This is a genomic window from Janthinobacterium sp. P210006 (assembly GCF_036231885.1).
In the GTDB taxonomy this organism is placed as follows: Bacteria; Pseudomonadota; Gammaproteobacteria; order Burkholderiales; family Burkholderiaceae_D; genus Janthinobacterium; species Janthinobacterium violaceinigrum.
The window spans coordinates 244,683-266,939 of the sequence record NZ_JAZARD010000004.1; the positions used below are offsets into that span (position 1 = coordinate 244,683).

The 22,257-nt window shown below is 62.6% G+C and carries 18 protein-coding genes and 1 pseudogene; 3 read left to right on the forward strand and 16 right to left on the reverse strand.

What is annotated here, in order from left to right; translation table 11 throughout:
- Positions 1 to 9: 9 nt before the first annotated feature.
- The 9 genes and pseudogenes from nrfD to pilM all read right to left on the reverse strand — a co-directional run bounded on the left by nrfD (position 10) and on the right by pilM (position 10,838).
- Positions 10 to 1,122: an NrfD/PsrC family molybdoenzyme membrane anchor subunit gene (gene nrfD / locus VPH41_RS20835; RefSeq protein WP_328571385.1), complete on the reverse strand. Its 1,113-nt coding sequence runs from the start codon at positions 1,120 to 1,122 to the stop codon at positions 10 to 12.
- A 3-nt stretch (positions 1,123 to 1,125) separates the two neighbouring features.
- A complete protein-coding gene (dsrO, locus tag VPH41_RS20840) occupies positions 1,126 to 1,845 on the reverse strand; it encodes a sulfate reduction electron transfer complex DsrMKJOP subunit DsrO (protein WP_152283376.1) in 720 nt (239 codons plus the stop codon).
- 228 nt (positions 1,846 to 2,073) lie between these two features.
- On the reverse strand, positions 2,074 to 3,210 hold the full coding sequence (locus VPH41_RS20845; protein ID WP_328571386.1) for a deoxyguanosinetriphosphate triphosphohydrolase: 1,137 nt from the start codon (positions 3,208 to 3,210) through the stop codon (positions 2,074 to 2,076).
- 1 nt (position 3,211) lies between these two features.
- The gene (aroKB, locus tag VPH41_RS20850) at positions 3,212 to 4,831 is read right to left on the reverse strand and encodes a bifunctional shikimate kinase/3-dehydroquinate synthase AroKB (RefSeq protein WP_152256837.1); all 1,620 of its coding nucleotides are present in this window, start codon (positions 4,829 to 4,831) and stop codon (positions 3,212 to 3,214) included.
- A 39-nt stretch (positions 4,832 to 4,870) separates the two neighbouring features.
- Positions 4,871 to 7,066, reverse strand: coding sequence for an Ig-like domain-containing protein (locus VPH41_RS20855; protein ID WP_328571387.1), 2,196 nt, complete (start codon positions 7,064 to 7,066; stop codon positions 4,871 to 4,873).
- 97 nt (positions 7,067 to 7,163) lie between these two features.
- Positions 7,164 to 8,489: pseudogene (locus VPH41_RS20860) on the reverse strand (type IV pilus secretin PilQ); the annotation flags it as partial.
- A 98-nt stretch (positions 8,490 to 8,587) separates the two neighbouring features.
- Positions 8,588 to 9,622, reverse strand: a complete 1,035-nt coding sequence (locus tag VPH41_RS20865) for a pilus assembly protein PilP (protein ID WP_328571388.1) — start codon at positions 9,620 to 9,622, stop codon at positions 8,588 to 8,590.
- A gap of 2 nt (positions 9,623 to 9,624) precedes the next feature.
- On the reverse strand, positions 9,625 to 10,209 hold the full coding sequence (locus VPH41_RS20870) for a PilN domain-containing protein (protein WP_328571389.1): 585 nt from the start codon (positions 10,207 to 10,209) through the stop codon (positions 9,625 to 9,627).
- Positions 10,206 to 10,838 (reverse strand): pilus assembly protein PilM, encoded by a 633-nt coding sequence (pilM, locus tag VPH41_RS20875; protein WP_328571390.1) that lies wholly within the window; start codon positions 10,836 to 10,838, stop codon positions 10,206 to 10,208. The genes VPH41_RS20870 and pilM overlap by 4 nt, the downstream gene beginning before the upstream one ends.
- 301 nt (positions 10,839 to 11,139) lie before the next feature.
- Between pilM and VPH41_RS20880 the strand changes: the two genes are divergently transcribed.
- Positions 11,140 to 13,485 (forward strand): penicillin-binding protein 1A, encoded by a 2,346-nt coding sequence (locus VPH41_RS20880; RefSeq protein ID WP_152282056.1) that lies wholly within the window; start codon positions 11,140 to 11,142, stop codon positions 13,483 to 13,485.
- A gap of 184 nt (positions 13,486 to 13,669) precedes the next feature.
- On the opposite strand, the gene cyaY is transcribed toward VPH41_RS20880, so the two are convergent.
- Positions 13,670 to 13,999, reverse strand: a complete 330-nt coding sequence (cyaY, locus tag VPH41_RS20885; protein ID WP_328571391.1) for an iron donor protein CyaY — start codon at positions 13,997 to 13,999, stop codon at positions 13,670 to 13,672.
- A 40-nt stretch (positions 14,000 to 14,039) separates the two neighbouring features.
- Here cyaY and lptM point away from each other — a divergent pair, with 40 nt between their 5' ends.
- Positions 14,040 to 14,222 (forward strand): LPS translocon maturation chaperone LptM, encoded by a 183-nt coding sequence (gene lptM / locus VPH41_RS20890; RefSeq protein WP_070221692.1) that lies wholly within the window; start codon positions 14,040 to 14,042, stop codon positions 14,220 to 14,222.
- Here the strand turns inward: lptM and VPH41_RS20895 are convergent.
- From VPH41_RS20895 to VPH41_RS20915, 5 genes are all read right to left on the reverse strand, one after another.
- The gene (locus tag VPH41_RS20895) at positions 14,219 to 14,872 is read right to left on the reverse strand and encodes a sulfite oxidase heme-binding subunit YedZ (protein ID WP_328571392.1); all 654 of its coding nucleotides are present in this window, start codon (positions 14,870 to 14,872) and stop codon (positions 14,219 to 14,221) included. The two genes, lptM and VPH41_RS20895, sit on opposite strands and share 4 nt — an antisense overlap.
- Positions 14,873 to 14,881: 9 nt before the next feature.
- Positions 14,882 to 15,859: a protein-methionine-sulfoxide reductase catalytic subunit MsrP gene (msrP, locus tag VPH41_RS20900; protein WP_152282054.1), complete on the reverse strand. Its 978-nt coding sequence runs from the start codon at positions 15,857 to 15,859 to the stop codon at positions 14,882 to 14,884.
- A 150-nt stretch (positions 15,860 to 16,009) separates the two neighbouring features.
- Positions 16,010 to 17,161, reverse strand: coding sequence for a c-type cytochrome biogenesis protein CcsB (gene ccsB, locus VPH41_RS20905; protein ID WP_034778299.1), 1,152 nt, complete (start codon positions 17,159 to 17,161; stop codon positions 16,010 to 16,012).
- 49 nt (positions 17,162 to 17,210) lie between these two features.
- Positions 17,211 to 19,307, reverse strand: coding sequence for a cytochrome c biogenesis protein ResB (locus VPH41_RS20910; protein ID WP_328571393.1), 2,097 nt, complete (start codon positions 19,305 to 19,307; stop codon positions 17,211 to 17,213).
- A 186-nt stretch (positions 19,308 to 19,493) separates the two neighbouring features.
- Positions 19,494 to 20,183, reverse strand: coding sequence for a c-type cytochrome (locus tag VPH41_RS20915; protein WP_152282052.1), 690 nt, complete (start codon positions 20,181 to 20,183; stop codon positions 19,494 to 19,496).
- A gap of 186 nt (positions 20,184 to 20,369) precedes the next feature.
- Here VPH41_RS20915 and yihA point away from each other — a divergent pair, with 186 nt between their 5' ends.
- Positions 20,370 to 21,113: a ribosome biogenesis GTP-binding protein YihA/YsxC gene (yihA, locus tag VPH41_RS20920; RefSeq protein WP_071325653.1), complete on the forward strand. Its 744-nt coding sequence runs from the start codon at positions 20,370 to 20,372 to the stop codon at positions 21,111 to 21,113.
- Between the two features lie 76 nt (positions 21,114 to 21,189).
- Here yihA and VPH41_RS20925 read toward each other — a convergent pair whose 3' ends face one another.
- The gene (locus VPH41_RS20925; RefSeq protein ID WP_226941188.1) at positions 21,190 to 22,077 is read right to left on the reverse strand and encodes a hypothetical protein; all 888 of its coding nucleotides are present in this window, start codon (positions 22,075 to 22,077) and stop codon (positions 21,190 to 21,192) included.
- Between the last annotated feature and the right edge of the window lie 180 nt (positions 22,078 to 22,257).

Below are 22,257 nucleotides of genomic sequence, written 5' to 3' on the forward strand. Positions count from 1 at the left end.
GTTAACTCCTCAGTGCGTGGCCATGGCGGGACGGCTGCGCGTAGCGACGACGCGTCCCGCCCATGGCAAAAATTCCAGCATCAGCAACAGCAGCGCGATCCACAGGCCGGCCGTGCCGATGATCCCCATCAAGCCATCGTTCCCCATCGGCAGGTGGTAGTCGTACAGGCCCGCGCCCGTCTTCGGGATCGTCTGGCCGCCGATGAAAATCGTCCAGCGCATCATCCAGGCGCTGTGCAGCGCAATCAGGCCGTTGACGAGGCCACTCGTGGCGGGGCGCCAGATGGCCAGCACCATCGGCACGATGGACGACAGCACGGCCCAGGCAGCCGTGAACTGCCATTGCGGCATGCCGGCCACCTGGGTAAACGCCATGCTGTGGCTGGCGCTCACGCCGGAGAGACTGACGAACAGCCAGCCGCCGCCCAAGGCCAGCACCAGCGCCAGCGACAGGGCCAGCGCGCGGTTCAGGGACACTTCCAGCGCCTGGTCGCGGCCCGGCAGGCAGCGGTTGAACAGCAGCGCCAGGCCAACGGCACCCACGAAGGCCGTGGCGGCAAATTGCGCCGGCAGGAACGGCGTGTACCACAGGGGACGGGCGCGCACCACCATCACTTCCATGCCCGTGTACAGGCCCACCACGAAGGCGGCCAGCAGGGTGAAGGCGGCGGCGACGCGGATGGCCCGCAAGGAAGCGGCGCCGCCGCGGCCCAGCAAGCGGTAGGCGAAGGCCAGGCGGTCCTTTCCCTGTCCCCGCGTGGCGAAATCCACGCGCAGCGCCAGCCATGCGTACAGCATCAGGCAGCCCAGGTACAGGGGAATGAAGAACGAACCCCACGACATCCACGACTGCGGCTGGAAGTAGATGTAGAAGTGATAGAAGCGGCCCGGCCCGTGCAGGTCGGCCAGCAGCGCCACGGGCGCCGTCATGCCGCACACGAGGGCGGCCAGCAGCGCGATGCGCCCCAGGCGCTCATACGCCTTGCGGCCGAAAACGAAGTACGGCAAGGTCAGCATGAAGCTGCCGTAACTGAGGCCGATGAGGAAAAAATACTGCACCGCCCACGGCAGCCAGGCCGCTTCGCGCGTGACGTTGAGAATTTCGGTGATGTGGCTGTCCATGGTTTATTTCCCGTGTTTGCTCGGTTGCCAAAGTGTCGCTTCGCCCTCGACGTGGCCGGCGAAGCGCGTATCGAGTCCCAGGTAGAACACGTGAGGCTGCGTGCCCTGCTCGGGTTTCAGCACCTTCACCTTGTTCTCGGTCAGCAGCTGGTGCACCAGGCTTTCCGGATCATTGAGGTCGCCGAAGATGCGCGCGCCGCCCACGCAGGTTTCCACGCAGGCCGGCAGCAGGCCTTCGTCGACCCTGTGCGCGCAGAACGTGCATTTGTCTGCCTTGCCCGTTTCGTGGTTGATGAAGCGCGCGTCGTACGGGCAGGCTTGCACGCAGTAGGCGCAGCCCACGCAGCGGTCGCCGTCGACGACGACGACGCCATCCTTGCGCTGGAAGGTGGCGCCCACGGGACAGACGGGAATGCAGGGAGGATTGGCGCAGTGGTTGCACAGGCGCGGCAGCATGTAAGTGCCGCAGCGATTCTCTTCCTTCACTTCATAGGTGGAGACGACAGTGCGGAAGCTGTTTTCCGGCACGGCGTTTTCCATGATGCAGGAGACGGTGCAAGCCTGGCAGCCGATGCACTTCTGCACATCGACCACCATCGCCCAGCGCTGGCCGCCTTCGCCCTTGGTGGCGGCCATGGCGGCCTTGCCGGGCAGCGGCGCGATGGCCGCCCCGATGGTAACGGCTGGCAAGGCGCGCAAGAAACTGCGGCGCGATTCAATCATAGCACTCTCCTTGACGATGGGCGGCAAGCCCTTGTTGACTTGCTGCCATGATAGAAAAGAAGATGCGGCGGGGGTATTGGGGTGATCGGGTGGGAAGCTAGATGATCATGCCGATTGACAGGACCGGCAATGCGGAGTAGGTCGGATTAGCGCGCAAGCGCATAATCCGACACCACCACCGGCCGCGCCAACGGTATTGTCGGATGACGGCCTGCGGCCTAATCCGACCTACAATTCATCCAGAGAATACAGGCGGCGGTGTTCGCGGATCGCGTAGCGGTCCGTCATGCCGGCGATGTAGTCGGCGATCTTGCGCGCCTGCCTGGTGACATCGTCACCGCTGACCTGATAATCGGGCGGCAGCAGGGCCGGTTCAGCCATGAAGCTGTCATACAGTTCGCGCACGATGCGGCTGGCCTTCACGCGCATGCGGTTGACCTGGTAGTGGCGGTACAGGTTTGCGCGCAAAAAGCGCTTGAGCTCTGTCGCATCCTTGCGCATGGCGTCCGAAAAACGGATCAGCGGAGGACTGGCGCGCACTTCGCTGACGTCGCGCGGCGCGGCGTCGGCAATCAGGGCGGTCGAGGTGACGATCAGGTCGTCGGCCAGCGCCGTGATCAGGCGGCGCAGGGTTTCATAGATGGCGCGCCGGCCCGACAGGCCGGGAAACGCCTGCTGCACGTCGCGCCACAGGCGGCCGAAGAATTCCACCTCTTCCAGCTGGGCGATGGTGATCAGGCCGGAGCGCAGGCCGTCATCGATATCGTGGCTGTTGTAGGCGATTTCGTCGGCCAGGTTGGTCAGCTGCGCTTCCAGGGTCGGTTGCGTGCGGTCGATGAAGCGCTGGGCCACGGGCCCCAGTTCGCGCGCGTGCGCCAGCGAGCAGTGTTTCAGGATGCCTTCGCGCGTCTCGAACATCAGGTTCAAACCGTCGAAGGCGCCGTAATGCTCTTCCAGGGTATCGACCACGCGCAGGCTTTGCAGGTTGTGCTCGAAGCCGCCGTGCTCGCGCATGCATTCGTTGAGCACGTCCTGGCCCACGTGGCCGAACGGCGTGTGGCCCAGGTCATGCGCCAATGCGATGGCTTCGACCAGGTCTTCATTGAGGCGCAGGTTGCGCGCGATGGAGCGGCCCACCTGCGCCACTTCCAGGCTGTGCGTCAGGCGCGTGCGGAACAAATCGCCCTCGTGATTGAGGAACACCTGGGTCTTGTATTCGAGGCGGCGGAAGGCCGAGGAATGGATGATGCGGTCGCGGTCGCGCTGGAACTGGCTGCGCGAGGCGTGCGGCGCCTCGGCAAAGCGACGTCCCTGCCCCTGTGCCGAGTGGGCCGCATACGGGGCGAGGAAGTCTTCTGGCAGCATGTTATTGCACTCCGGCGGCCAGGGTAGCCAGCACCAGTTCGTGCGGCGCGGACGTGATGTTCGGGCTGCCCAGGGGTTGCAACAGGATGAACTTGATGGCGCCGCCCTCGTTCTTCTTGTCCACTTCCATCAATTCCAGCCAGCGCTCGACACCGAGGTCCGGCGCCTTGACCGGCAGGCCTGCGGCGGCGACCAGCGCGCGCACGCGCTCCACGGCCGCCTGGTCGATATAGCCCATGCGGCAGGACAGGTCGGCCGCCATCACCATGCCGCAGCCGACGGCTTCGCCGTGCAGCCAGTGGCCGTAGCCCAGGCCCGCCTCGATGGCGTGGCCGAAGGTGTGGCCGAAATTCAGGATGGCGCGCAAGCCGCCTTCGCGTTCGTCCTGGCGCACCACGTCGGCCTTGATCTCGCACGAGCGGGCGATGGCATACGCCAGGGCGCCCTTGTCGCGCGCCATCAGCTTGGCCATGTTCGCCTCGATCCAGTCGAAGAACGCCGCATCGATGATGGCGCCATGCTTGATCACTTCGGCCAGGCCGGCCGACAGTTCGCGCGCCGGCAGGGTTTCCAGGGTCGAGGTGTCGGCGATCACGGCGCGCGGCTGGTAGAAGGCGCCGATCATGTTCTTGCCCAGCGGGTGGTTGATGCCCGTCTTGCCGCCGACGGAGGAATCGACCTGCGCCAGCAGGGTGGTGGGCACCTGCACGAAGCCGATGCCGCGCATGTAGCTGGCCGCCGCATAGCCGGTCAGGTCGCCGATCACGCCGCCGCCCAGCGCCACCAGGGTGGTCTTGCGGTCGCATTTGTTGGCCAGCAGCGCGTCGAAGATCTGCATCAGGCTGGCCCAGTTTTTATACTCTTCGCCGTCCGGCAGGACGATGCTGATCACTTCGCGGCCATCGCTGGCCAGCGCCGCCTGCAGGCGGCCCAGGTACAGGGGGGCGACGGTGGTATTGGTCACGATGGCCACCTTGTGGCCGCTGATATGGCGCAGCAGCGCATCGGCATCGGCCAGCAGGCCGGGACCGATGGCGATCGGATAACTGCGCTCGTCGAGGTCTACGCTCAACAACATTTTGGATTGCTCGTTCATGGAAGGCTCTGCATGAATGACGCAGTTGGGCGAGGCCTCGCATTCGAGGCTGGCCAGCTGCATCAGGATGGTCTGAACCATCGATTGTACGTTAGGACGGCCCGTGTCGATCACAATGTCGGCCACTTCCATGTAATGGGGCTCGCGCTGCGACGTCAGTTCTTCCAGCTTCTTGCGCGGGTCGGCCGTCTGCAGCAGGGGGCGGTTCTTGTCGTGGCTGGTGCGCGCGAGGATGTTGCTGACGCTGGCGCGCAGGTAGACCACCGTGCCCCGCTCCTTCAGGTAGGCGCGGCTGTCGGCATTGAGGATGGCGCCGCCGCCCGTGGCCATGACGATGCCTTCCTGGGCGCTCAGGTCGCGGATGACTTCGGCCTCGCGCCGACGAAAGCTGGCCTCGCCCTCGATTTCAAAGATCCACGGGATGGTCGCTCCCGTGCGTGCCTCGATTTCGTGGTCGGAATCGACAAAGCGCAAGCCCAGCTTGCGGGCCAGGATGCGCCCGATCGTGGTTTTGCCTGCGCCCATGAGGCCTACTAAAAACAGATTTTGCATGTGCTGCGACAATTAATTTGGATTTCGACAATCAGTGGCTTGCCCATAAGGACTAAATACGCCTGGAGGGGAAACATCCACGCGGTTAAAGTCCGTAGCCAGCCCCGGAAGCAAAGTGTAACCGACATAAGTTGCCTCCGTCCCGGAACTATTGCCGCGAATCGTCAATTCGACGTCCAGCCAGTTGGCCCTGTCGCGCGGATAAGTCAGGGTGACGCTCGCCGTTCCAGAACTGTCGGTCTTGCCGCCGGTCGACAAATTGAGCGGAATACCGGGGTCGAGACGGCCATTCAGGTTGTAGTCGTTATTCGGATTGAAGGTGCCGCTGCGGTCCCTGTCTTCATTGTCACAGGCATTCGCTGTCCTCACGACTATCCACGACTGGGCAGCCAGGGAATATTGCAGATAGCCCTTGTAGTAATAGCGGGGCCAGGCGGCGGCAGTGATGATCACGTCCGGCACGGGATTGCCGGCGGCATCCGTCACGAACACGCTATACGTCTTGCGGTAGGTGCTGCTGTCGGAGGCATCGAGCGCGTTGCCGCTGCCGGCGCTGATGAACAGCGATTTTTTCGTCACCGTCAGCTTGACCGTGGCGGCATTGCTCGATACGCCCTGCAGCTGCGCCTTGACGACGACGCCATCGACACCGGTGGTGCCCTGCCCTGCGATATAGCTGACCGTGGCCGCGCCATCACTGTCGGTGCTGACCAGCGAAGGCGAGCTCAACGAACCATTGCTGGCATCGGCCTGGATCGAGAAGCTCACTTGCGCGTTCTTGACCAGATTGTTTTCCGCCGTGCCATCGCGGACGATGGCGCGCAAGGCGCTGCGCTGCGCCGTGCTGCCGGCCGTATTGGCGCCGATGACCGCCGGATCGGCTTGCAGGCTGATCGTGGCCTGGGCCGTCAACGGCGCGACAAACTCCACTTCCGACTGTACCGAAACGCCGCTGCCTTCGTACCGCGCCGTGAGGGCCGTCTGGCCCGCGCCGCTGGCCTGTACGTAGGCGATGGCATTGCCGCCCGCCAGCGCCAGCGGCGCCTGCAACGGCGTGCCGCACGCAGCGTCCTGGTAGATGGTACCGCGCGACGTACTGAAACGCACACTGCCCGTTTGTGGCACGCCAGCCACATCGCTATGCACCGTCACCGCATAGCAGGTATTCGTGTTCAGGGTAGACAACGCAACATTGCTGCCCGACACGGCATTGATCGTGAAGTTCGATGCATTGATTGTAATAGGCAACACTACGCTGTCGCCTTGCGCCTTGACGCTGATGCTGTCGCTGCTGCCCGCCTGGGCGTTATAGCTCAACACCAGCTGGCCGTTGTTGTCGGTCAATGCAGGACTGGCGCCGCCCCCTTTGACCGTGATGGCATTGCTGCGCGCGCTGAACGTCACCGGCTTGCCAACGAGGGGGTTGCCGCTCGAATCGACCAGCTTGACCACCATGTCGGTGCTCGTCTTCAGGTTCACCGTCGAAAAGGCGTTGATGACCAGCCGCGTGCCGCTGACGCCGATGTCCGTGCTGGCCGTCTGCGCCCCCGCGCTGGCCGTGACCTTGATCGTGCGCAAGCTGGCGTCGCCGCCCGTATTCAGGCTGACCAAGGCCTGCCCCTGCGCATTGGTGCTGACCTTCGTCGCGCCCAGCGCGCCCGAATCGGCACTGAATGTCACGCTGGCATCGGGCACGACGGCATTGTTGGCATCTTTGACAAAGGCGATCACGTTGACGGAGGTACCGCCCGACGATGCCAGGGTTCCACCGGACGACGTCAGCAGCAAGGTGGCAATGCCGGACGTGACTGGCACCACTTTCACCACCACGGGGGCCGATTCCACGCCGCCGCTGCTGGCCTTGATGGTAATGTCGCGCAAGCTCGCATCGCCTTTCACGCTGAGTTTTTCCGTCACCATGCCATTGGCATCCGTCACGCGGTTGGTATTGCTGATGGTGCCGGAACTGGCAGTAAAGGTCACCGTTTGCCCTGTCATGGCATTATTGCCGGGATTTTTCACCACGGCCGTCAGCACGACTTCCGTGCCATCCGCGCCCGAAGCGACAATAGTTGTTGCGCCAGCAACCAATACCACGCTGCCGACGCCGGCATTCGCGCCATCCTTGACGCCCAGGGTCGGGTCGCCGCCACCGCCGCCACAGGCGGCCAGTACCGTGCTCATCACCAGCAAAGCCAGCCAATTCAATGCCCTACTCCAAAAAGTATTGCCCAAAGAAAAATTCCGCATAGTCGCCATCAGTCCGCTTTCGTCTGCATTGTTACTTAAACGTAAAGATGTGACATTAACGTGTTGCTGGCCGATCTGCCACTATTTTCGGCGTAATAAACACCATCAGTTCCGTTTTTTCTTGACTGCGGCCCGTGCTGCGGAAAAAAACGCCGAGTACGGGGATGTCGCCCAGCAACGGCACCTTGCTGTCCGTACCCCGTTCGGACTGCTGATAAATGCCGCCCAGCACGACCGTGCCACCGTCTTCCACCATCACTTGCGTGCGCACGTGCTTGGTGTCGATGGCGAAGCCGGAACGGGTTTCCTGGCCCACGCTATCCTTGTTGACATCCACTTCCAGCACCACGTTGCCGTCCGGCGTGATCTGCGGCGTCACTTCCAGGCGCAGGTTTGCCTTGCGGAACGTGATCGACGTGGCGCCGCTGCTGGTGGCCACCTGGTACGGCAGCTCGATGCCCTGCTCGATCAGCGCCAGCACCTTGTCGGCCGTCACCACGCGGGGACTCGATATGATCTTGCCCCGGCCATCGGCTTCCAGCGCGGACAGTTCCAGGTTCAGGAAACGGTTGGCGGCTGCCGAAAACAGGCTCAGGGCAAAACTGGCCGGCTGCAAGCCATTGATGCTGGCGGCCGGCAAGTTGACGAATTGTGTGTTCGGCACGAAGGCACCGGCGCCGGCCACCGTTTGCCCCGTCGCCTCGCCCACGCCCTGATACGTGCCGCCGATGGCCGCGCGGCGCCCGCTGCCGCCCAGGGAAAAGCCGGGCACCTGGCCCGCTGCCAGCCGCTGGTCCGTAAAACCCAGGCGGGCGCCCAGGTTGCGGCTGAAACTGTCGTTCGCCTCGACGATGCGGGCCTCGATCATAACTTGTCGGGTTGCAATATCTGTCTTGGCGATCAGCTGGCGGATCTGTTCCAGGCGTACCGGCACGTCCGTCACGAACAGCTGGTTCGTGCGCGGCTCGATCAGCACGCTGCCACGGCGCGACAGCAAACGGCTGCGCCCTTCCCCCGCATCGAGGCCGAACACGGTGCGGAACGCTTCCGCCTTCTGGTAATTGAGCTGGAAGATCGCCGACTGCAAGGGTTCAAGTTCTGCGATCTGCGCGCGCTGCTCCAGTTCCAGTTTCTCGCGCGCCAGCATTTCTTCGCGCGGTGCAATCCACAGCACGTTGCCATGGCGCCGCATGTCCAGGCCTTTCGCCTGCAGCAGCACGTCGAGCGCCTGGTCCCACGGCAAGTCGCGCAGGCGCAGGGTCAGGTTGCCCGCCACGCTGTCGCTGGCGATGATGTTTTGCCCCGACGCGTCGGCCAGGATGTGCAGGGCCGCGCGCACGCCCACGTTCTGAAAATCAACGGAGATTTTCTCGCCCGCATACAATCGCGGCGCCGTCACCTGCACCACCGCTTCGTCGCCGGCCATGGCGGCCCCATGCAGCCAACTCAGGCACATCGAGCACAGCCAGACAGACGGCTTCATGGCGCGTCCTCCCGCACACCGGCCTTGGCCTCGCCCGTCTTTTGCAGCGACAGGCTGCCACGCCGTTCGCGCCACCCGCCTCCCGCGTCCTGCAGCAACTCCCGGTACTGCAGCGCCTGCTCGCTGACCTGCGTGACGAGACCGTGGTCCGGCCCCAGATACTGGCCTACCGCCACCCGGTACACGCGCTGGCCCGCCAGCAGCAGCGCGCTCAGGCGTCCCGCCTGTTGCACGCTGCCCACCATGCTGATGGCTGGCAAGGGCACGCTTTCCAGCGGCTCGCGTACCCGGCGCGGGTCGGGGCCCGCCACGCTGCCCCGCTGGCCGGGCGCGCTCGCGGGCGGCAATGCGCCAAAAGGGTCGGCCAAGGCGGCGGCCTCGTACGGATACGGCGCGGCTGCGGCCAGCGGACGCCATGCCGGCACGGCGGCGGGCGCGCCCGCTGCGGACGGCAAGGCCGCTTGCGCCGCCCGTTCTCCCGCGTCGGGCAAGCGATACGCTTGCAGCACGGCATCGAGCGTCAGCAAGCGGTCCTTGCCGATGCTCAAGGCCAGCTCATGCACCGTGACAATGCGCGGCAGGCGCGCCAGGTCTGCCAGCAGCGCACCCATGGCGTGGTAGCCGCCGCGCAGCTGCACGGCGATCGGCAAGGCGACATAGGGCGCTTGCGGCCGGGCCGCGCCCGGCTTGAACAGCGAAAACTGCAAGCCGCGGGACTGGCCTGCGGCGTCGATGTCCGTCAGCAGCGCCGCCATCGCTTGCGGATCGGGCAGTTGCTGCTCCAGGAGGGCAAGCTCGGCGCCAGCCTGGCGCTGCTGCGCCCGCCACTGCGGCAATAGTTTCGCCCTGGCCTGCGCCGACAGATAAGCGGCGCGCAAGCGGTCCTCCTCTCCCTGCGCCACTTGCACGGCAGCCATCAAGCCAGCGAGCCACGCGGCGTACAGCAGCACGGCTGCCAGCGTCGCGGCCAGGGCTGCGCAAGCAAGGCGCACGGGCAAGGGCCACTGCGATGCGGTTTTCAAGCTCAGCATGATCAACCTCCGGGGCCAGGCTTAGGGGGCAGGCGCCCGGCGCTTGCCAAAGCCAGACGTATCGTCCACTCCACGGTGCCGTCGGCCGCGCTGCGCACTTCCAGCACTTCCGGCCGGGACCAGGGCGCGGCCTGCTCCAGCGCCAGCAGCAATGCCGCAACCTTGTCCTGCGAAACAGCCTGCCCTTGCAAGCGCACCAGCGCCGTTTCCTGGCGCACACTGTGCAAGGCCGCACCGGCCGGCATCGCCTGGGCCAGGACCGCCAGCATGCGCACCCAGGCATGACGTTGCTCTTGTAGACCGGCAATGGCCTGCTGGCGCAGCACCAGCGCCGCCGTCTCGCCCTGCACCCGCTTGCCGGCGAGCAAGACGGCATCGAGCTGTTGCATGGCATTGCGCCAGTCCTGCTGGCGGCGCAGCTGCACATCGAGCCGGTGCTGCAGCCAGGCGCCTGCCGCCAGCGCCAGCAGCAGTCCCAGCAGCGCCCCGCCGGCCAGTTGCCACAGCAGCAGCTGCATGCGCTTGCGCCGTGCTGCCGGGCGGTACGGCAAGAGGTTGATGCATGACACTTCCGCCACGGTCTTCATCGGGCGTACCGGTGCAGCGCCAGCCCCCAGGCCAACTGATAAGGGAGGCCGCCATCGGGCAAGGCTTGCCAGCCGTCCTGTCCGACGGCCGCCTGCAGCGCCAGCGCCTCGCTATCCATGACGACGGGCGTCAGGCCGGCCGCTGCGGCCGCGTCCAGGCGGCGCTGCACGCTGGCGCGCCGCGCCGCCACCAGCAGCACCTCAATCTCCCGCTCTGTCTGGCCGGCAAGCGGCGGCGCGGGCCCGAGTATGACAAAATCCAGGCTGGCGTCTTCCAGCGCAAACGGCATGTATTGGGCAGCCTCCAGTTCGACCAGGATTTCCAGCTGCTCCTCCGGCAAGCCCGCCTGCAGGCGGATCACATGCGTGATCAGGGACGTGGCCGGCATGGCCAGCGCCACGCGGGTGCAGCCGCTGCCACTGTTGCGGCATGCCAGGCGCACGGCGGCAGCCAGGCCCGCCAAATCTTCAACATTGCCTTCCAGCATCACCCCGGCCGCCAGCGCGGCGCTGCCGCAATGCCGGCATGCCAGTTTGCCCCGCCGGCGTATCAACTCGACCACGTGCACGGCGTCGTCCGCCATGTCGACGCCCAGCAAGCCAAGGCCAAGAAAACTGCGGATGGACATGTTTTTCATAGAGAAACGTCAGCGTGGGAGGAGGTCCTGCCATCCGAAAGCCTAGTCCCGGCAGCGCTGGCTTGTAAACGGATTTCACGCTGCGGTCTGCGGCGCGCGGCGCCTATCTGGCCCGGCCGTGATCTGGCGCAGAATAATTGTTACCAAATCCTGGTTGCCAGCGGGCCAATACACGCTTATATAGAGTATCGACAAGTTCCAACTGTCCGCCCGGCAAGCGCCACAGCGCGCTGCCACCCCGGCAAGCTCGCTTATAATTGGCCGGCATAATTAACCGAAAGACATACGACGCATGACATCTTCAAATTCCGCTGGCTCCGCTGGCTCGAAGCCGCCCACCAAGGGCAGCAAACCCAAACGTTTTCTGCTGATGGCCCTGGTATCGCTGCTGGGCCTGGGCATCGTCGGCGTCTTGCTGGTGGTCTTTGGCCTGGCCATGGCATATCCGAACCTGCCGGCACTCGATACCTTGACCGATTACAAGCCGAAAATGCCGCTGCGCGTGTTCACGTCCGACAGTGTGCTGATCGGCGAGTTCGGTGAAGAACGGCGCAACATGGTGCATATCAAGGATATCCCCGATGTCATGAAGAAAGCCGTGCTGGCCATCGAAGATGACCGCTTCTATGAACATGGCGGCGTCGATTACCTGGGCATCACCCGCGCGGCCCTGCACAACCTGACGGGCGGCGCCAAGCAAGGCGCGTCGACCATCACGCAGCAGGTAGCGCGCAACTTCTTCCTGTCCAGCGAACAGACCTTGAAGCGCAAGGCGTATGAAGTCTTGCTGGCCTGGAAGATCGAGAAAAACCTCAGCAAGGACCAGATCCTCGAGGTCTACATGAACCAGATTTATCTGGGACAGCGCGCCTACGGTTTCGCTTCGGCCGCGCAAATCTATTTCGGCAAGAATATCCAGGACCTGACCGTGGCCGAAGCGGCCATGCTGGCCGGCTTGCCGAAGGCGCCGTCGGCCTACAACCCCGTCGTCAATCCGAAACGCGCGCGCATGCGCCAGCAATACATCCTGCAGCGCATGGCGCAGCTGGGCTACATCACGCCGGCACAGTACGAAGAAGCGAAAAATGAAGAGCTGAAAGTGAAAACCGACAGCAGCGCCTTTGGCGTGCATGCGGAATACGTGTCGGAAATGGCGCGCCAGCTCGTCTACGAGCAATTCAAGGAAGATACGTACACGCGCGGCCTGAACGTCTACACCACCATCACCAAGGCCGACCAGGATGCCGCCTATATCGCCTTGCGCAAGGGCGTGATGGATTACGAGAAACGCCACGGCTACCGCGGCCCGGAAGCGTATATCGAGATTCCGAAAACCAAGGCCGAAGCGGACGACGCGATCGAGACGGAGCTGGCCGACCACCCGGACAGCGACGACATCATCGCCGCCATGGTGCTGCAAGCGTCGCCCAAATCGTTGCAGGCCGTCACCTCGGCCGGCGAGGAAATCACCATTACCGGTCCCGGCCTGACGTTCGGCGCGGCCTGGCTGTCGGAAAAAGCAGCGCCAAACCGCCGCATCAAGCGGGGCGCCGTGATCCGCGTCATGCAAGAAGGCGGCAACTGGGTCTTGACGCAGATGCCGGAAGTGCAGTCGGCGTTCGTCTCGGCCAGCACCACCGACGGCGCCATCCGCGCCATGGTGGGCGGCTTCGATTACAACCGCAACAAGTTCAACCACGTCACGCAGGCGTGGCGCCAGCCCGGCTCCGCCTTCAAGCCCTTCATCTATTCCGCCTCGCTGGAACGGGGTCTGTCGCCGGCGACCATCATCAACGATGCGCCGATTTCATTCGACGCGGGCCAGACGGGCGGCCAGGCGTGGGAACCGAAGAACTACGACAGCAAATACGATGGTCCGATGACCATGCGCAAGGGCCTGATGAAATCGAAGAACATGATTTCCATCCGCATCCTGCACAAGATCGGCGCCAAGTATGGCCAGGAATACGCGACGCGCTTCGGCTTTGATGCGGACAAGAACCCGCCGTACCTGACCCTGGCCCTGGGCGCCGGCAACGTGACGCCGCTGCAGATGGCAGGCGCCTACGCCGTGTTCGCGAATGGCGGCTACAAGATCAACCCGTATCTGATCGCCAAGGTGACCGACAGCGACGGCAATATCCTGTCGCAGGCCAAACCGGACCTGGCGGGCGAGGAAGCCAACCGCGTCATCGACGAGCGCAATGCCTTCATGATGAACAGCATGCTCAACGACGTCGTGCGCTTCGGCACGGCGAACAAGGCCATGGCCTTGAAGCGCCCCGACCTGGCCGGCAAGACGGGTACCACCAACGATTCCATCGACGCGTGGTTTGCCGGCTACCAGGCCAAGCTGGTGGGCATCGCCTGGATCGGCTACGACCAGCCGCGCAACCTGGGCAACCGGGAAACGGGCGGCGGCCTGGCCCTGCCGATCTGGATCAGCTACATGGCGAAAGCCCTGAAAAGCATCCCCGTCGAGGAACGCGCCGTGCCCGAAGGCCTGATCCACGTGGGCGACGAGTATTACTATGCGGAAAATCCACCGGGCACAGGGGTCGGCAGCCTGGAAGGCGCGGCGCGCGGCACGCCGGAAGAAGAAAAGGCGAAAGAGGCTGTGAAGAACGAGCTATTTTAAACACGTAGGCCGGGTAGGTCGGATTAGCGCGCAAGCGCGAAATCCGACAACATCGTTGGCGCCGGTGGTGGTGTCGGGTTACGGCCTGCGGCCTAACCCGACCTGCCCGACCTGCCCGACATTGGACCACAAAAAATGGGCAGCCCGCAAAGGCTGCCCATTTTTCCTGCATCACTTCAAACACTTACTTCAATACAACTGCCGCGCCCGCCTGCTCGCTGGCCATGGCCGACAGGGCCGCAAACAGCTCGGAGTCGTCGCGCGTGTTGCGCCACTCGTCGCCCACGCGCTTGTAATGAAAACCGCCCGAGCGGGCCGCTACCCACATCTCACGCATGGGGGCCTGGCTGTTGACGATGATTTTCGTGCCGTTATCGATGAACTCGATCTCCAGCACATTGCCGCTGCGGCTGCATTCGACGTCGAGCACGTCTTCATCGTTCAGCCGGTCCAGCGCCGCCTCGATCTGGGTCAGGGTGGCTTCGGCCAGGGCCAGGAATTCCGATTCGCTCATGCTACACTCCAAAGATCTTAATCAAACCGTGATTCTAATCGTGAAGTCATCCTCAGCGTTTTATATCGGCATCGCCATTGTGGTTTCTAGCGTCCTGGCCGGCTGCGGCCAGCCCGGTCCCCTGTACCTGCCCAAGCCGCCCGCGGCCAAAGGCGCACCGGCCAAAGGCCCCGTCGAACCGGCCCCCGTGCCGCCACCGCCCGTCATCGTGCCCGCCACCTAAACGGAACGCGCAGGGGCGGCGGCATTCGCCGCCCTGGCGCTTTTTACGCGCTTGCTCCAGGCGAAATACACGCGCGTTGCCAGCAGTAGCGCGACGATGGAACCGAACAGGATAGGTTGCGCGAAATTGTGCTTGCCCGCCTTCATCCACCAGAAATGCAGGATACCCAGCGGCGCGATGATGTAGATCAGCCGGTGCAGCCACTGCCAGCACTTGCCCCCCAGGCGCTTGACCATGCCGTTCGTGCTCGTCACGGCCAGCGGGATCAGCAGCACGAAGGCGATGAAACCCACCGTGATGAACGGCCGCTTGAGCACATCCTTCCACATTTCCTGCACATCAAAAAAGTGGTCGAACCATAAAAAGGTGGTGAAGTGCAGTGCCGCGTAGAAAAACGCGAACAGGCCCAGCATGCGCCGCAGCTTGATCAGCCAATTCCATTGCGTGATGCGCCGCAAGGGCGTGACGGCCAGGCTGATACAGAGAAAATACAGGGTCCAGTCGCCCGTGCCCCGCGTGATGAATTCCAGCGGCTCCACCAGTTGCCCCGTGTACGTCAGCCAGACCATGCGCACGAATGGTATCAGCGCCAGCAGAAAGATCAGGCTTTTCAGCAGCGACAGCTGTTTGCCCGTGGGGTTGATGGCCATGGTATTTCCTTAAAAGAATTTCTTCAGGTCCATGCCCGCGTACAGCGAGGCCACATCGTTATAACCGTTGAACATCAGCGTCTTGCGCTTGCGCGTGAGGAAACCGTCTTCGCCGATGCGCCGCTCGGAAGCCTGCGACCAGCGCGGATGATCGACGTTCGGGTTCACGTTCGAGTAAAAACCGTATTCCGACGGCGCCGACAGGTTCCAGGACGTGCGCGGCTGTTCCTTGACGAAACGGATCTTGACGATGGATTTGGCTGACTTGAAACCATATTTCCACGGCAACACCATGCGTACGGGCGCGCCATTCTGGTTCGGCAAGGTCTCGCCGTACATGCCCAGGGTCAGCAGTGCCAGCGGATGGTTCGCCTCGTCGATGCGCAAGCCTTCCGTATACGGCCACTGCAGCACGCGGCTGCCCACGCCCGGCATCTGTTTCTTGTCGGCCAGGGTAATGAATTCCACATACTTGGCATTGCCCGTCGGCTCGACCTTCTTGATGATTTCCGAGAAGGAATAACCGACCCACGGGATCACCATCGACCAGCCTTCCACGCAGCGCAGCCGGTACACGCGCTCTTCCAGCGGCGCCAGCTTCAGCAGCGCATCGAGGTCCAGGGTCATGGGTTTCTTGACTTCGCCTTCGATGCTGACCGTCCACGGCCGCGTGCGCAAAGTGCCCGCATTTTGCGCAGGCTCGCTCTTGTCCGTGCCGAACTCGTAGAAATTATTGTAGGTGGTGGCGTCTTTATAGGCCGTTTGCTTTTCCAGCGCCGAATAGGCGGGATTGAGCTTGGCAGCCAGCTTGGGATTGGTGCCCTGCGCGAACGCTTCGCGGCTGGCCATTTCCAGCAAGGCCGCGCTGGACATCGAACCCAGCGCCACTTGCTTGATGAAACTGCGGCGCGACTCGAACACGGCGCGCGGCGTGATTTCGGAAGAATACGGCAACTCAATGCCGTTAGGACTGCGCTTGATCAACATGGCGGCTCCGGGAAAAGGTGATTGTTTGTACCTTACACCAGTTTTCCCGGGCCGTTCATGACGCTTCTGTCATGCAAAAAAACGTTACTAAAGTGCCCGAAAAAAGTTCAGGGCAAGGCAACGCCGCCATGGGCTTTTTCTCGGGTACTTTTACAGTTTTCCGTAAGAATGGAGGCCGGAGAGGAACATATTCACGCCCAAAAACGCGAACGTCGTCACCAGCAAGCCCACCAGCGCCCACCACGAGGCGACGCGGCCGCGCAAGCCCGTCATCAGGCGCATGTGCAGCCAGGCTGCATAGTTGAGCCAAACGATCAGCGCCCACGTTTCTTTCGGGTCCCACGACCAGTAGCCGCCCCATGCTTCGGCTGCCCACAGGGCGCCCAGGATAGTCGCTACCGTGAAGAAAGCAAAGCCCACGGAAATGGCCTTGTACATGACGTCGTCGAGCACTTCCAGCGATGGCAGGCGGTCGACCAGGTAGCCGCTCGATTTGAGCAAATACGCCGCCGCCACCATGGCCGACAGGGCGAACGTGCCATAGCCGATGAAGTTGGCCGGTACGTGGATCTTCATCCACCAGCTTTGCAGGGCCGGCACCAGCGGCTGGATTTCGGCCGCGTCGCGCGTGACCGTGTACCACATCAGGAACACGACGGCCGCCGAAATGACCAGCATGACGAAGGCGCCCAGCTGGCGCGTCGCATAATGCTGCTCGTAATACAGGTAGAACATGGCCGTGATCAACGAGAACAGGATGAACACTTCATACAGGTTCGACACGGGAATGTGGCCCACGTCGGCGCCGATCAGGTAAGACTCGTACCAGCGCACCAGCATGCCCGTCAGGCCCAGCACCACGCCAGCCCAGCACAGCAGGGAGCCGACGGACGAGCCGAATTCCGAGCGCGCCACCAGGCCGATCCAGTAGAACAGGGTCGACAGCACGAACAGGGTGCCCATCCACAGGATGGCGGATTGGCTGGACAAGATGTATTTCAGGAAGAACTTCTGGTTCGCCATCTCCAGATGGCCCGCATACAGCTCGATGGCAAACAGCGACAGCACGGCGGCCACGGGGATCAGCCAGCGCACGGGCTTCCAGTACCAGCCCAGCCACGCGAACGTGGGCGCGGCGGCCAGCAGGATGGCTTTTTCATAGATATCCATGAAGGCGCCAAAGCGCACCAGGCCGAACAGGGAGGCCGCCAGCAAGCCGGCGCCGTACAGCCAATCGATCAGGCTCAGGCGCTTGAAAAATCCTGGTTCCTGCGTATATATTTGCTTGTTTGCCAATTCCATCATTTTCTCCATTCCCGGCGACGCGCAAGCGTCCCAGACACAGCGCAGCTTACGCCGATTGCGGCAGCTTTGCCTTCAAAGTCTCAAATTCTTTTTCAAAATCCAGCGTCTTGCGCTGCGTGCTCATGGCCATCAGGGCTTCGCTGCCGCCCTCGCCATCCTTGATCCACACCCACAGGCGGCGCTCGCGGATATAAAACATGGAAAATACGCCGATCACGAGGAACAGGCAACCGAGGTACACGACGCTCTTGCCCGGCGAACGCGTCACTTGCAGCACGGACGCCTTGATTTCCGTGAAGTCATCGAGTTGCAGATACACGGGCGCGCCATAGAAGAAGCTGTCGGACAGCGCATTCGTGGCCAGCTGCAGGAAGCGGCCGTGCTTGTCATCGGCCTCGATGGCTTTCAAGCCATCCTGGGCGCGCGCCGCCTGCCACAAGTCCCACAGGCTGCCATTGAGGATCTTCATGAAGATATCGGCCGCTTTTTCTTGCTCGGCGGCAGGGATTTTCTCCAGGAAACGCGAAATGACCAGGAAACCGCCCTCTTGCCCATTGCCGGCAAAGATGCCCAGGCTTTTCGCCGCCGATTCCTGCAACTGGCCCCGCAAGGCTTCCGCCCCCGCCTGCGGCATGGCGCGCGCCGCATAGCGCGCGGCAGCCTGCTGGCGCAGCGCGGGATCTTGCAGCGCGGCACGCAGACGCATCCACTCGTTCACGCTGTAATTATCGTCGGCGGGAATGCGCAGATAGCTGAACGGGTCGCTGGGGTTGACGCGCATGCCGGCCAGGAACACCGTCGTGCCATCCACGGTCACGGGCTGCATGTAGTTCTGGTACTCGCGCGCCTGGCCCGTCTTGTCGCGCAATTTGTATTGCACCGAGGGGCCCACGTTCTTGAGATCCTTGTTATGCGCGTTCTTCGCGGCCGAACCGAGGCGCTTGTCCAGGCCCACGGCAAACTTATCGTTGAAGCTTTCCGCCTTGTTGACGGCACGCACATCCTGGCCGGCGCTGAGGTTTTCCACGTTGAAGGGACGGAACCCCGACCATTCCACCGTGTAGGAATTGCCATCGCTGCGCTCGAGCGGCGTGCTGCCGCCCACTTCGCCGCCGATATCGAAGCGTTTCGTCGTCTTGCCCGTCATGGGATAGCCAGTCAACTTGAGCTTGCTGCCGCCATCTTCAAAGCTGGACTGGTACAGGGCCAGGCCCTTGTACAGCAGCGGCTGGTTGACTTTGATGGTCGCCGGGAAGCTTTCTCCCGTCGCATGGTCGGTGACGACCACGTCGCTGGCAAACAGCTTGGGCATGCCCGTGCTGTAGAAATCGATATGGAATTTCTTCAACAAGATCGTGATGGGCAGATCCTGGATCAGCACGCCATCGGCCTGGGGAATGATGGCCGTATTGCTCGACGAGCCTTCCGGGATCATGGTGTTGCCGCGGAACGTAGGATTCGACAGGCTCAGGCGGTGCTGGGCGGGAATGTCGGCGATCACGCCGCTGCCGGCAAACGGCGTCTTGCCAAAGAACCATTGCTGCACGCGAATCGGCATTTCCGAATCGAGCAAGCCGCCCACGCAGATGATGACGATGGCGCCGTGGGCAAAGATATAGCCCCATTTATTGGCGGCGCCCCGCTTGGCCGCCACCAGGGTGGCGTTGTCCTTCTCGACCACCTTGGCCCCGTAGCCGGCGTCTTTCAGGCGCATCACCATCTGCTGCGCCAGCACGGCGCGCGGCAGCGGCGCCTGCCATTCCAGCTTGTGGTGGAAGTTGCGCAAGGATTGCTCGCGCACATTGTCGCGCCAGCTGCGCATGTCCTTGAGCATCTTCGGCGCATTGCGCACGATGCACAGCGAGGTCGAGGCGACAAGGAAACCCATGATCACCAGGAACCACCAGGCCGAATACACGGAATACAGGCTCAGCTTGTCAAAGACGGCAAACCAGAACGGCCCGAACTGGTTCACATAATTGGGCATGGGCTCGTTCTGCTTGAGCACGGTGCCGATGATGGAGGCGACGGCGATCAGGGTCAGCAGGCTGATGGCAAAGCGCATCGACGAGACCAGCTCGACGAATTCAGCCAGGCTGCGGCGTTGGGTCTTTAACTCGATTCCGGTCGTGCCTGTGCTCATACGTTGATACTCATACGGGATATGCAATCTTCAAGAAAATGTGGCATGGAGCAAAGATAGTTTCTCCGCGCAAGGCGGCAGCATACTCCTGTTTGGCCCCTGCTATAAAAAAGGGCAGCCCGTCGAAACGGCCGCCCTTGTTCATGTGCGTTGAAACGCGTGGCAATCTCTTGCCACTATGAAAACTTACTTCAGGCCGGCGATGTAATCGGCAACGGCGGCGATTTCGTCATCCGACATGCGGGCAGCGATGGTGTGCATTTGCGCGCTGTTCTTGCGGGCATCGGCCTTGGTGCTGCGGAACATGGCCAGCTGGGCCACCGTGTAATCCTGGTGCTGGCCGGCAATGCGCGGGTACTGGACGGGAATGCCATTGCCCGTCGCGCCATGACAGCTGGCGCAGGCGGCTACTTGCTTGGAAGCAATGCCACCACGGTAGATCTTCTTGCCCAGGTCGATGGTGTCCTTGTTTTTCGCGGCGCCCGGCTTGGACAGCTGCGCGCCCAGGTAGGCGGCGATATTCTTCTTGTCGGCGTCGCTGAGCATCTTGGCATAGGTCGTCATGACGGGCTGGTTGCGCTCCGGCGTCGTGAAATCGACCAGTTGCTTGTAGATATAGCTTTCATGCTGGCCAGCCAGCTTCGGATTGACCGTGATGGTTGAATTGCCGGCCGCGCCATGGCAGGAGACGCAGGCAGGCAAGCCGCGCGCCGCATCGCCATCGGCGTACAGGGTAGCGCCCTTGGCAGCGTCGGCCTTGACGGCGACGGCTGGCGCATGGGCCGGTTTCGGTTCTTCGACCGCGGAAGCAGTTGCCGATACAGCCAGCAAAGCGAGCAGCATGGATTGGACAAACGGTGAAAACGCACGATTCATTCAGGCACCCTGAGACAGTGAGAAATTAGTGGTGGACATTGCCGCGCCCTGGGGATTTTTGCTTTATTTTCAGGGCCGCAAGCCGCATCGCTGCTACGCCGGCAACAATAAACAACCCCTTATTGTACAATAGCTTCTTGGCGTTATCGCTCCCTTATCGCTCCCTTTTGTTGCTTTACTATTCCCATGTCAAAACTCTGGCAAGCCCGTTTCTTTACGACCGTCAATCAATTGCGTGACCTGCCCGATACCACGGTGCCGGAAATCGCTTTTGCCGGCCGCTCCAATGCCGGTAAATCGACCGCCATCAACATCTTGTGTAATCAGAAAGGCTTGGCGTTCGCCTCCAAGACACCTGGCCGTACCCAGCACATCAATTACTTCTCCATCGGCGGCGCCCACGTGGCGCAGCACCGCAAGGATGCCACCATCGTCGAAGAGATCGAATGCCTGCTGGTCGACTTGCCGGGCTACGGCTATGCAGAAGTCTCGGGTTCGGCGAAATTGCACTGGCAGCGCCTGCTGGGCGACTATGTGCAGCGCCGCGAGCAATTGGCCGGTTTGATCCTGATCATGGATTCGCGCCGCCCGTTCACCGACCTGGACATTCAAATGCTGGAATGGTTCGCCCCGACGGGCAAGCCGATCCACTGCATCCTGACGAAAGTCGATAAGCTCAACCGCAATGAATCGGTCAACGCGCTGCGCCAGGCAAAAGCCAAGCTCGACAGCTATGTGGATGAAGACGGCATCGGCTTCCCGTTCACCGTGCAACTGTTCTCCGCACTCAAGCGCGTCGGCATCGAAGAAGCCAACGACAAGATCATGGAACTGGCCGGCATCAGCGAAGACGGCGCCGCCCAGATGGTCGAGCTGATCGAGATGGAAGACGACGTCGAGCCGGAAGCAGGAACCGACAAGCCCGCCTGATCCGCCTCAGCGCGCTGACAAAAAAGGCTGCCCGTTCACACGGTGCAGCCTTTTTTATTGCGCGGGGGCCGGTTGCCTAGCGCCGTCCCGGTCCCGGACGCTTCTCGGAAAAGAATTCCTGGCGCAGGAAGGCCATCAGCTCGGCCGTGTCTTCCACGCGGGCGCTGAGGTTGACGTTGCGGCCCAAGCGCCGCGATTCCCACACGAAGTCGCCTGGCTTCTCAGCACGGATCAGCTGGATCATCTTCTTCAGGATGGCCGTTTCGATATCGGGCTCGTTGCCCAGTTCCACCTTTTCCTGCTTCAGCCAATTGCGCTTGAAGTTGCCGTTCCAGCCCTTGAACTTGACTTCGGCACTGAACGAGGTCTGGTTGACGATGGAAAACACGCCGCCCGAATCTTCGCGGTCGCTGCCGGAATTGCGTCCCTGGGCACCGGCGATATTTGCCTTGGCCACGCGCATGGCGCGGTCGTTTTCGCTTTCCTCGGCCGGCGGCGCGGGATTCTGCGCCTCGCGCTGCTTGCGGCGCTGCTCGATCATCGAACTCATGTCTTCGGCCGGCGGCGGCGGCAACGGCACTTTCGACACCAGCGGCGGCGTGAACGTTTCCAGCTTCGGCTTGTCGCGCGGCACATCCTTCGTCACCACGCGCTTGCTGGGCGCCGGCGGCGGTTTCACCTTGGCAACTTTCGTGTCCTTCGGTTTCGGCGTGGGTTTTGGCTGCGGCTTCGGTTGCGGCTTGTCTTTCAGCGGCGCGATATACACCATCGCGCTTTCCTTCTTCGGCGGCGGAATCTTTTCGATCTTGTCGCTGCGAAACAGGGCATACGCGGCCAGCAGCACGTGCAACAAGACGGACACGCCCAGCGCAACCTTGCGCGTGGTGCTGGTCTTGGACCCGTAGGCCGGTGGTGGCTGGATCAATTGACCGCACGTGGGGCAATAATCGGAGTCTGCAGCCATCAAATGGGTCGTGTCATGCAAAATGAATCGTGCTTTCTGTGTAGCGACAAAAGTAATCTTACAGGGCAGCCATAGTGCCAGAGTCCCTTGCTTTTGGGAACACTTCCTGTACATTTCCAACCCGAAGCGTACAGGATAGCGGCATTCCTTGCAGCCCAAGCTAGGGTACCCGAGCCGCCT

Coding starts and splice junctions, on each gene's coding strand:
- nrfD (WP_328571385.1), bottom strand. CDS start 1,122: ATGGACAGCCACATCACCGAAATTCTCAACGTCACGCGCGAAGCGGCC.
- VPH41_RS20845 (WP_328571386.1), bottom strand. CDS start 3,210: ATGCTGCCAGAAGACTTCCTCGCCCCGTATGCGGCCCACTCGGCACAG.
- VPH41_RS20870 (WP_328571389.1), bottom strand. CDS start 10,209: ATGAAGACCGTGGCGGAAGTGTCATGCATCAACCTCTTGCCGTACCGC.
- VPH41_RS20895 (WP_328571392.1), bottom strand. CDS start 14,872: ATGGCCATCAACCCCACGGGCAAACAGCTGTCGCTGCTGAAAAGCCTG.
- msrP (WP_152282054.1), bottom strand. CDS start 15,859: ATGTTGATCAAGCGCAGTCCTAACGGCATTGAGTTGCCGTATTCTTCC.
- dsrO (WP_152283376.1), bottom strand. CDS start 1,845: ATGATTGAATCGCGCCGCAGTTTCTTGCGCGCCTTGCCAGCCGTTACC.
- VPH41_RS20925 (WP_226941188.1), bottom strand. CDS start 22,077: ATGGCTGCAGACTCCGATTATTGCCCCACGTGCGGTCAATTGATCCAG.
- VPH41_RS20865 (WP_328571388.1), bottom strand. CDS start 9,622: ATGCTGAGCTTGAAAACCGCATCGCAGTGGCCCTTGCCCGTGCGCCTT.
- cyaY (WP_328571391.1), bottom strand. CDS start 13,999: ATGAGCGAATCGGAATTCCTGGCCCTGGCCGAAGCCACCCTGACCCAG.
- ccsB (WP_034778299.1), bottom strand. CDS start 17,161: ATGGAATTGGCAAACAAGCAAATATATACGCAGGAACCAGGATTTTTC.
- aroKB (WP_152256837.1), bottom strand. CDS start 4,831: ATGGGCGCAGGCAAAACCACGATCGGGCGCATCCTGGCCCGCAAGCTG.
- VPH41_RS20915 (WP_152282052.1), bottom strand. CDS start 20,183: ATGAATCGTGCGTTTTCACCGTTTGTCCAATCCATGCTGCTCGCTTTG.
- VPH41_RS20880 (WP_152282056.1), top strand. CDS start 11,140: ATGACATCTTCAAATTCCGCTGGCTCCGCTGGCTCGAAGCCGCCCACC.
- pilM (WP_328571390.1), bottom strand. CDS start 10,838: ATGTCCATCCGCAGTTTTCTTGGCCTTGGCTTGCTGGGCGTCGACATG.
- VPH41_RS20910 (WP_328571393.1), bottom strand. CDS start 19,307: ATGAGCACAGGCACGACCGGAATCGAGTTAAAGACCCAACGCCGCAGC.
- yihA (WP_071325653.1), top strand. CDS start 20,370: ATGTCAAAACTCTGGCAAGCCCGTTTCTTTACGACCGTCAATCAATTG.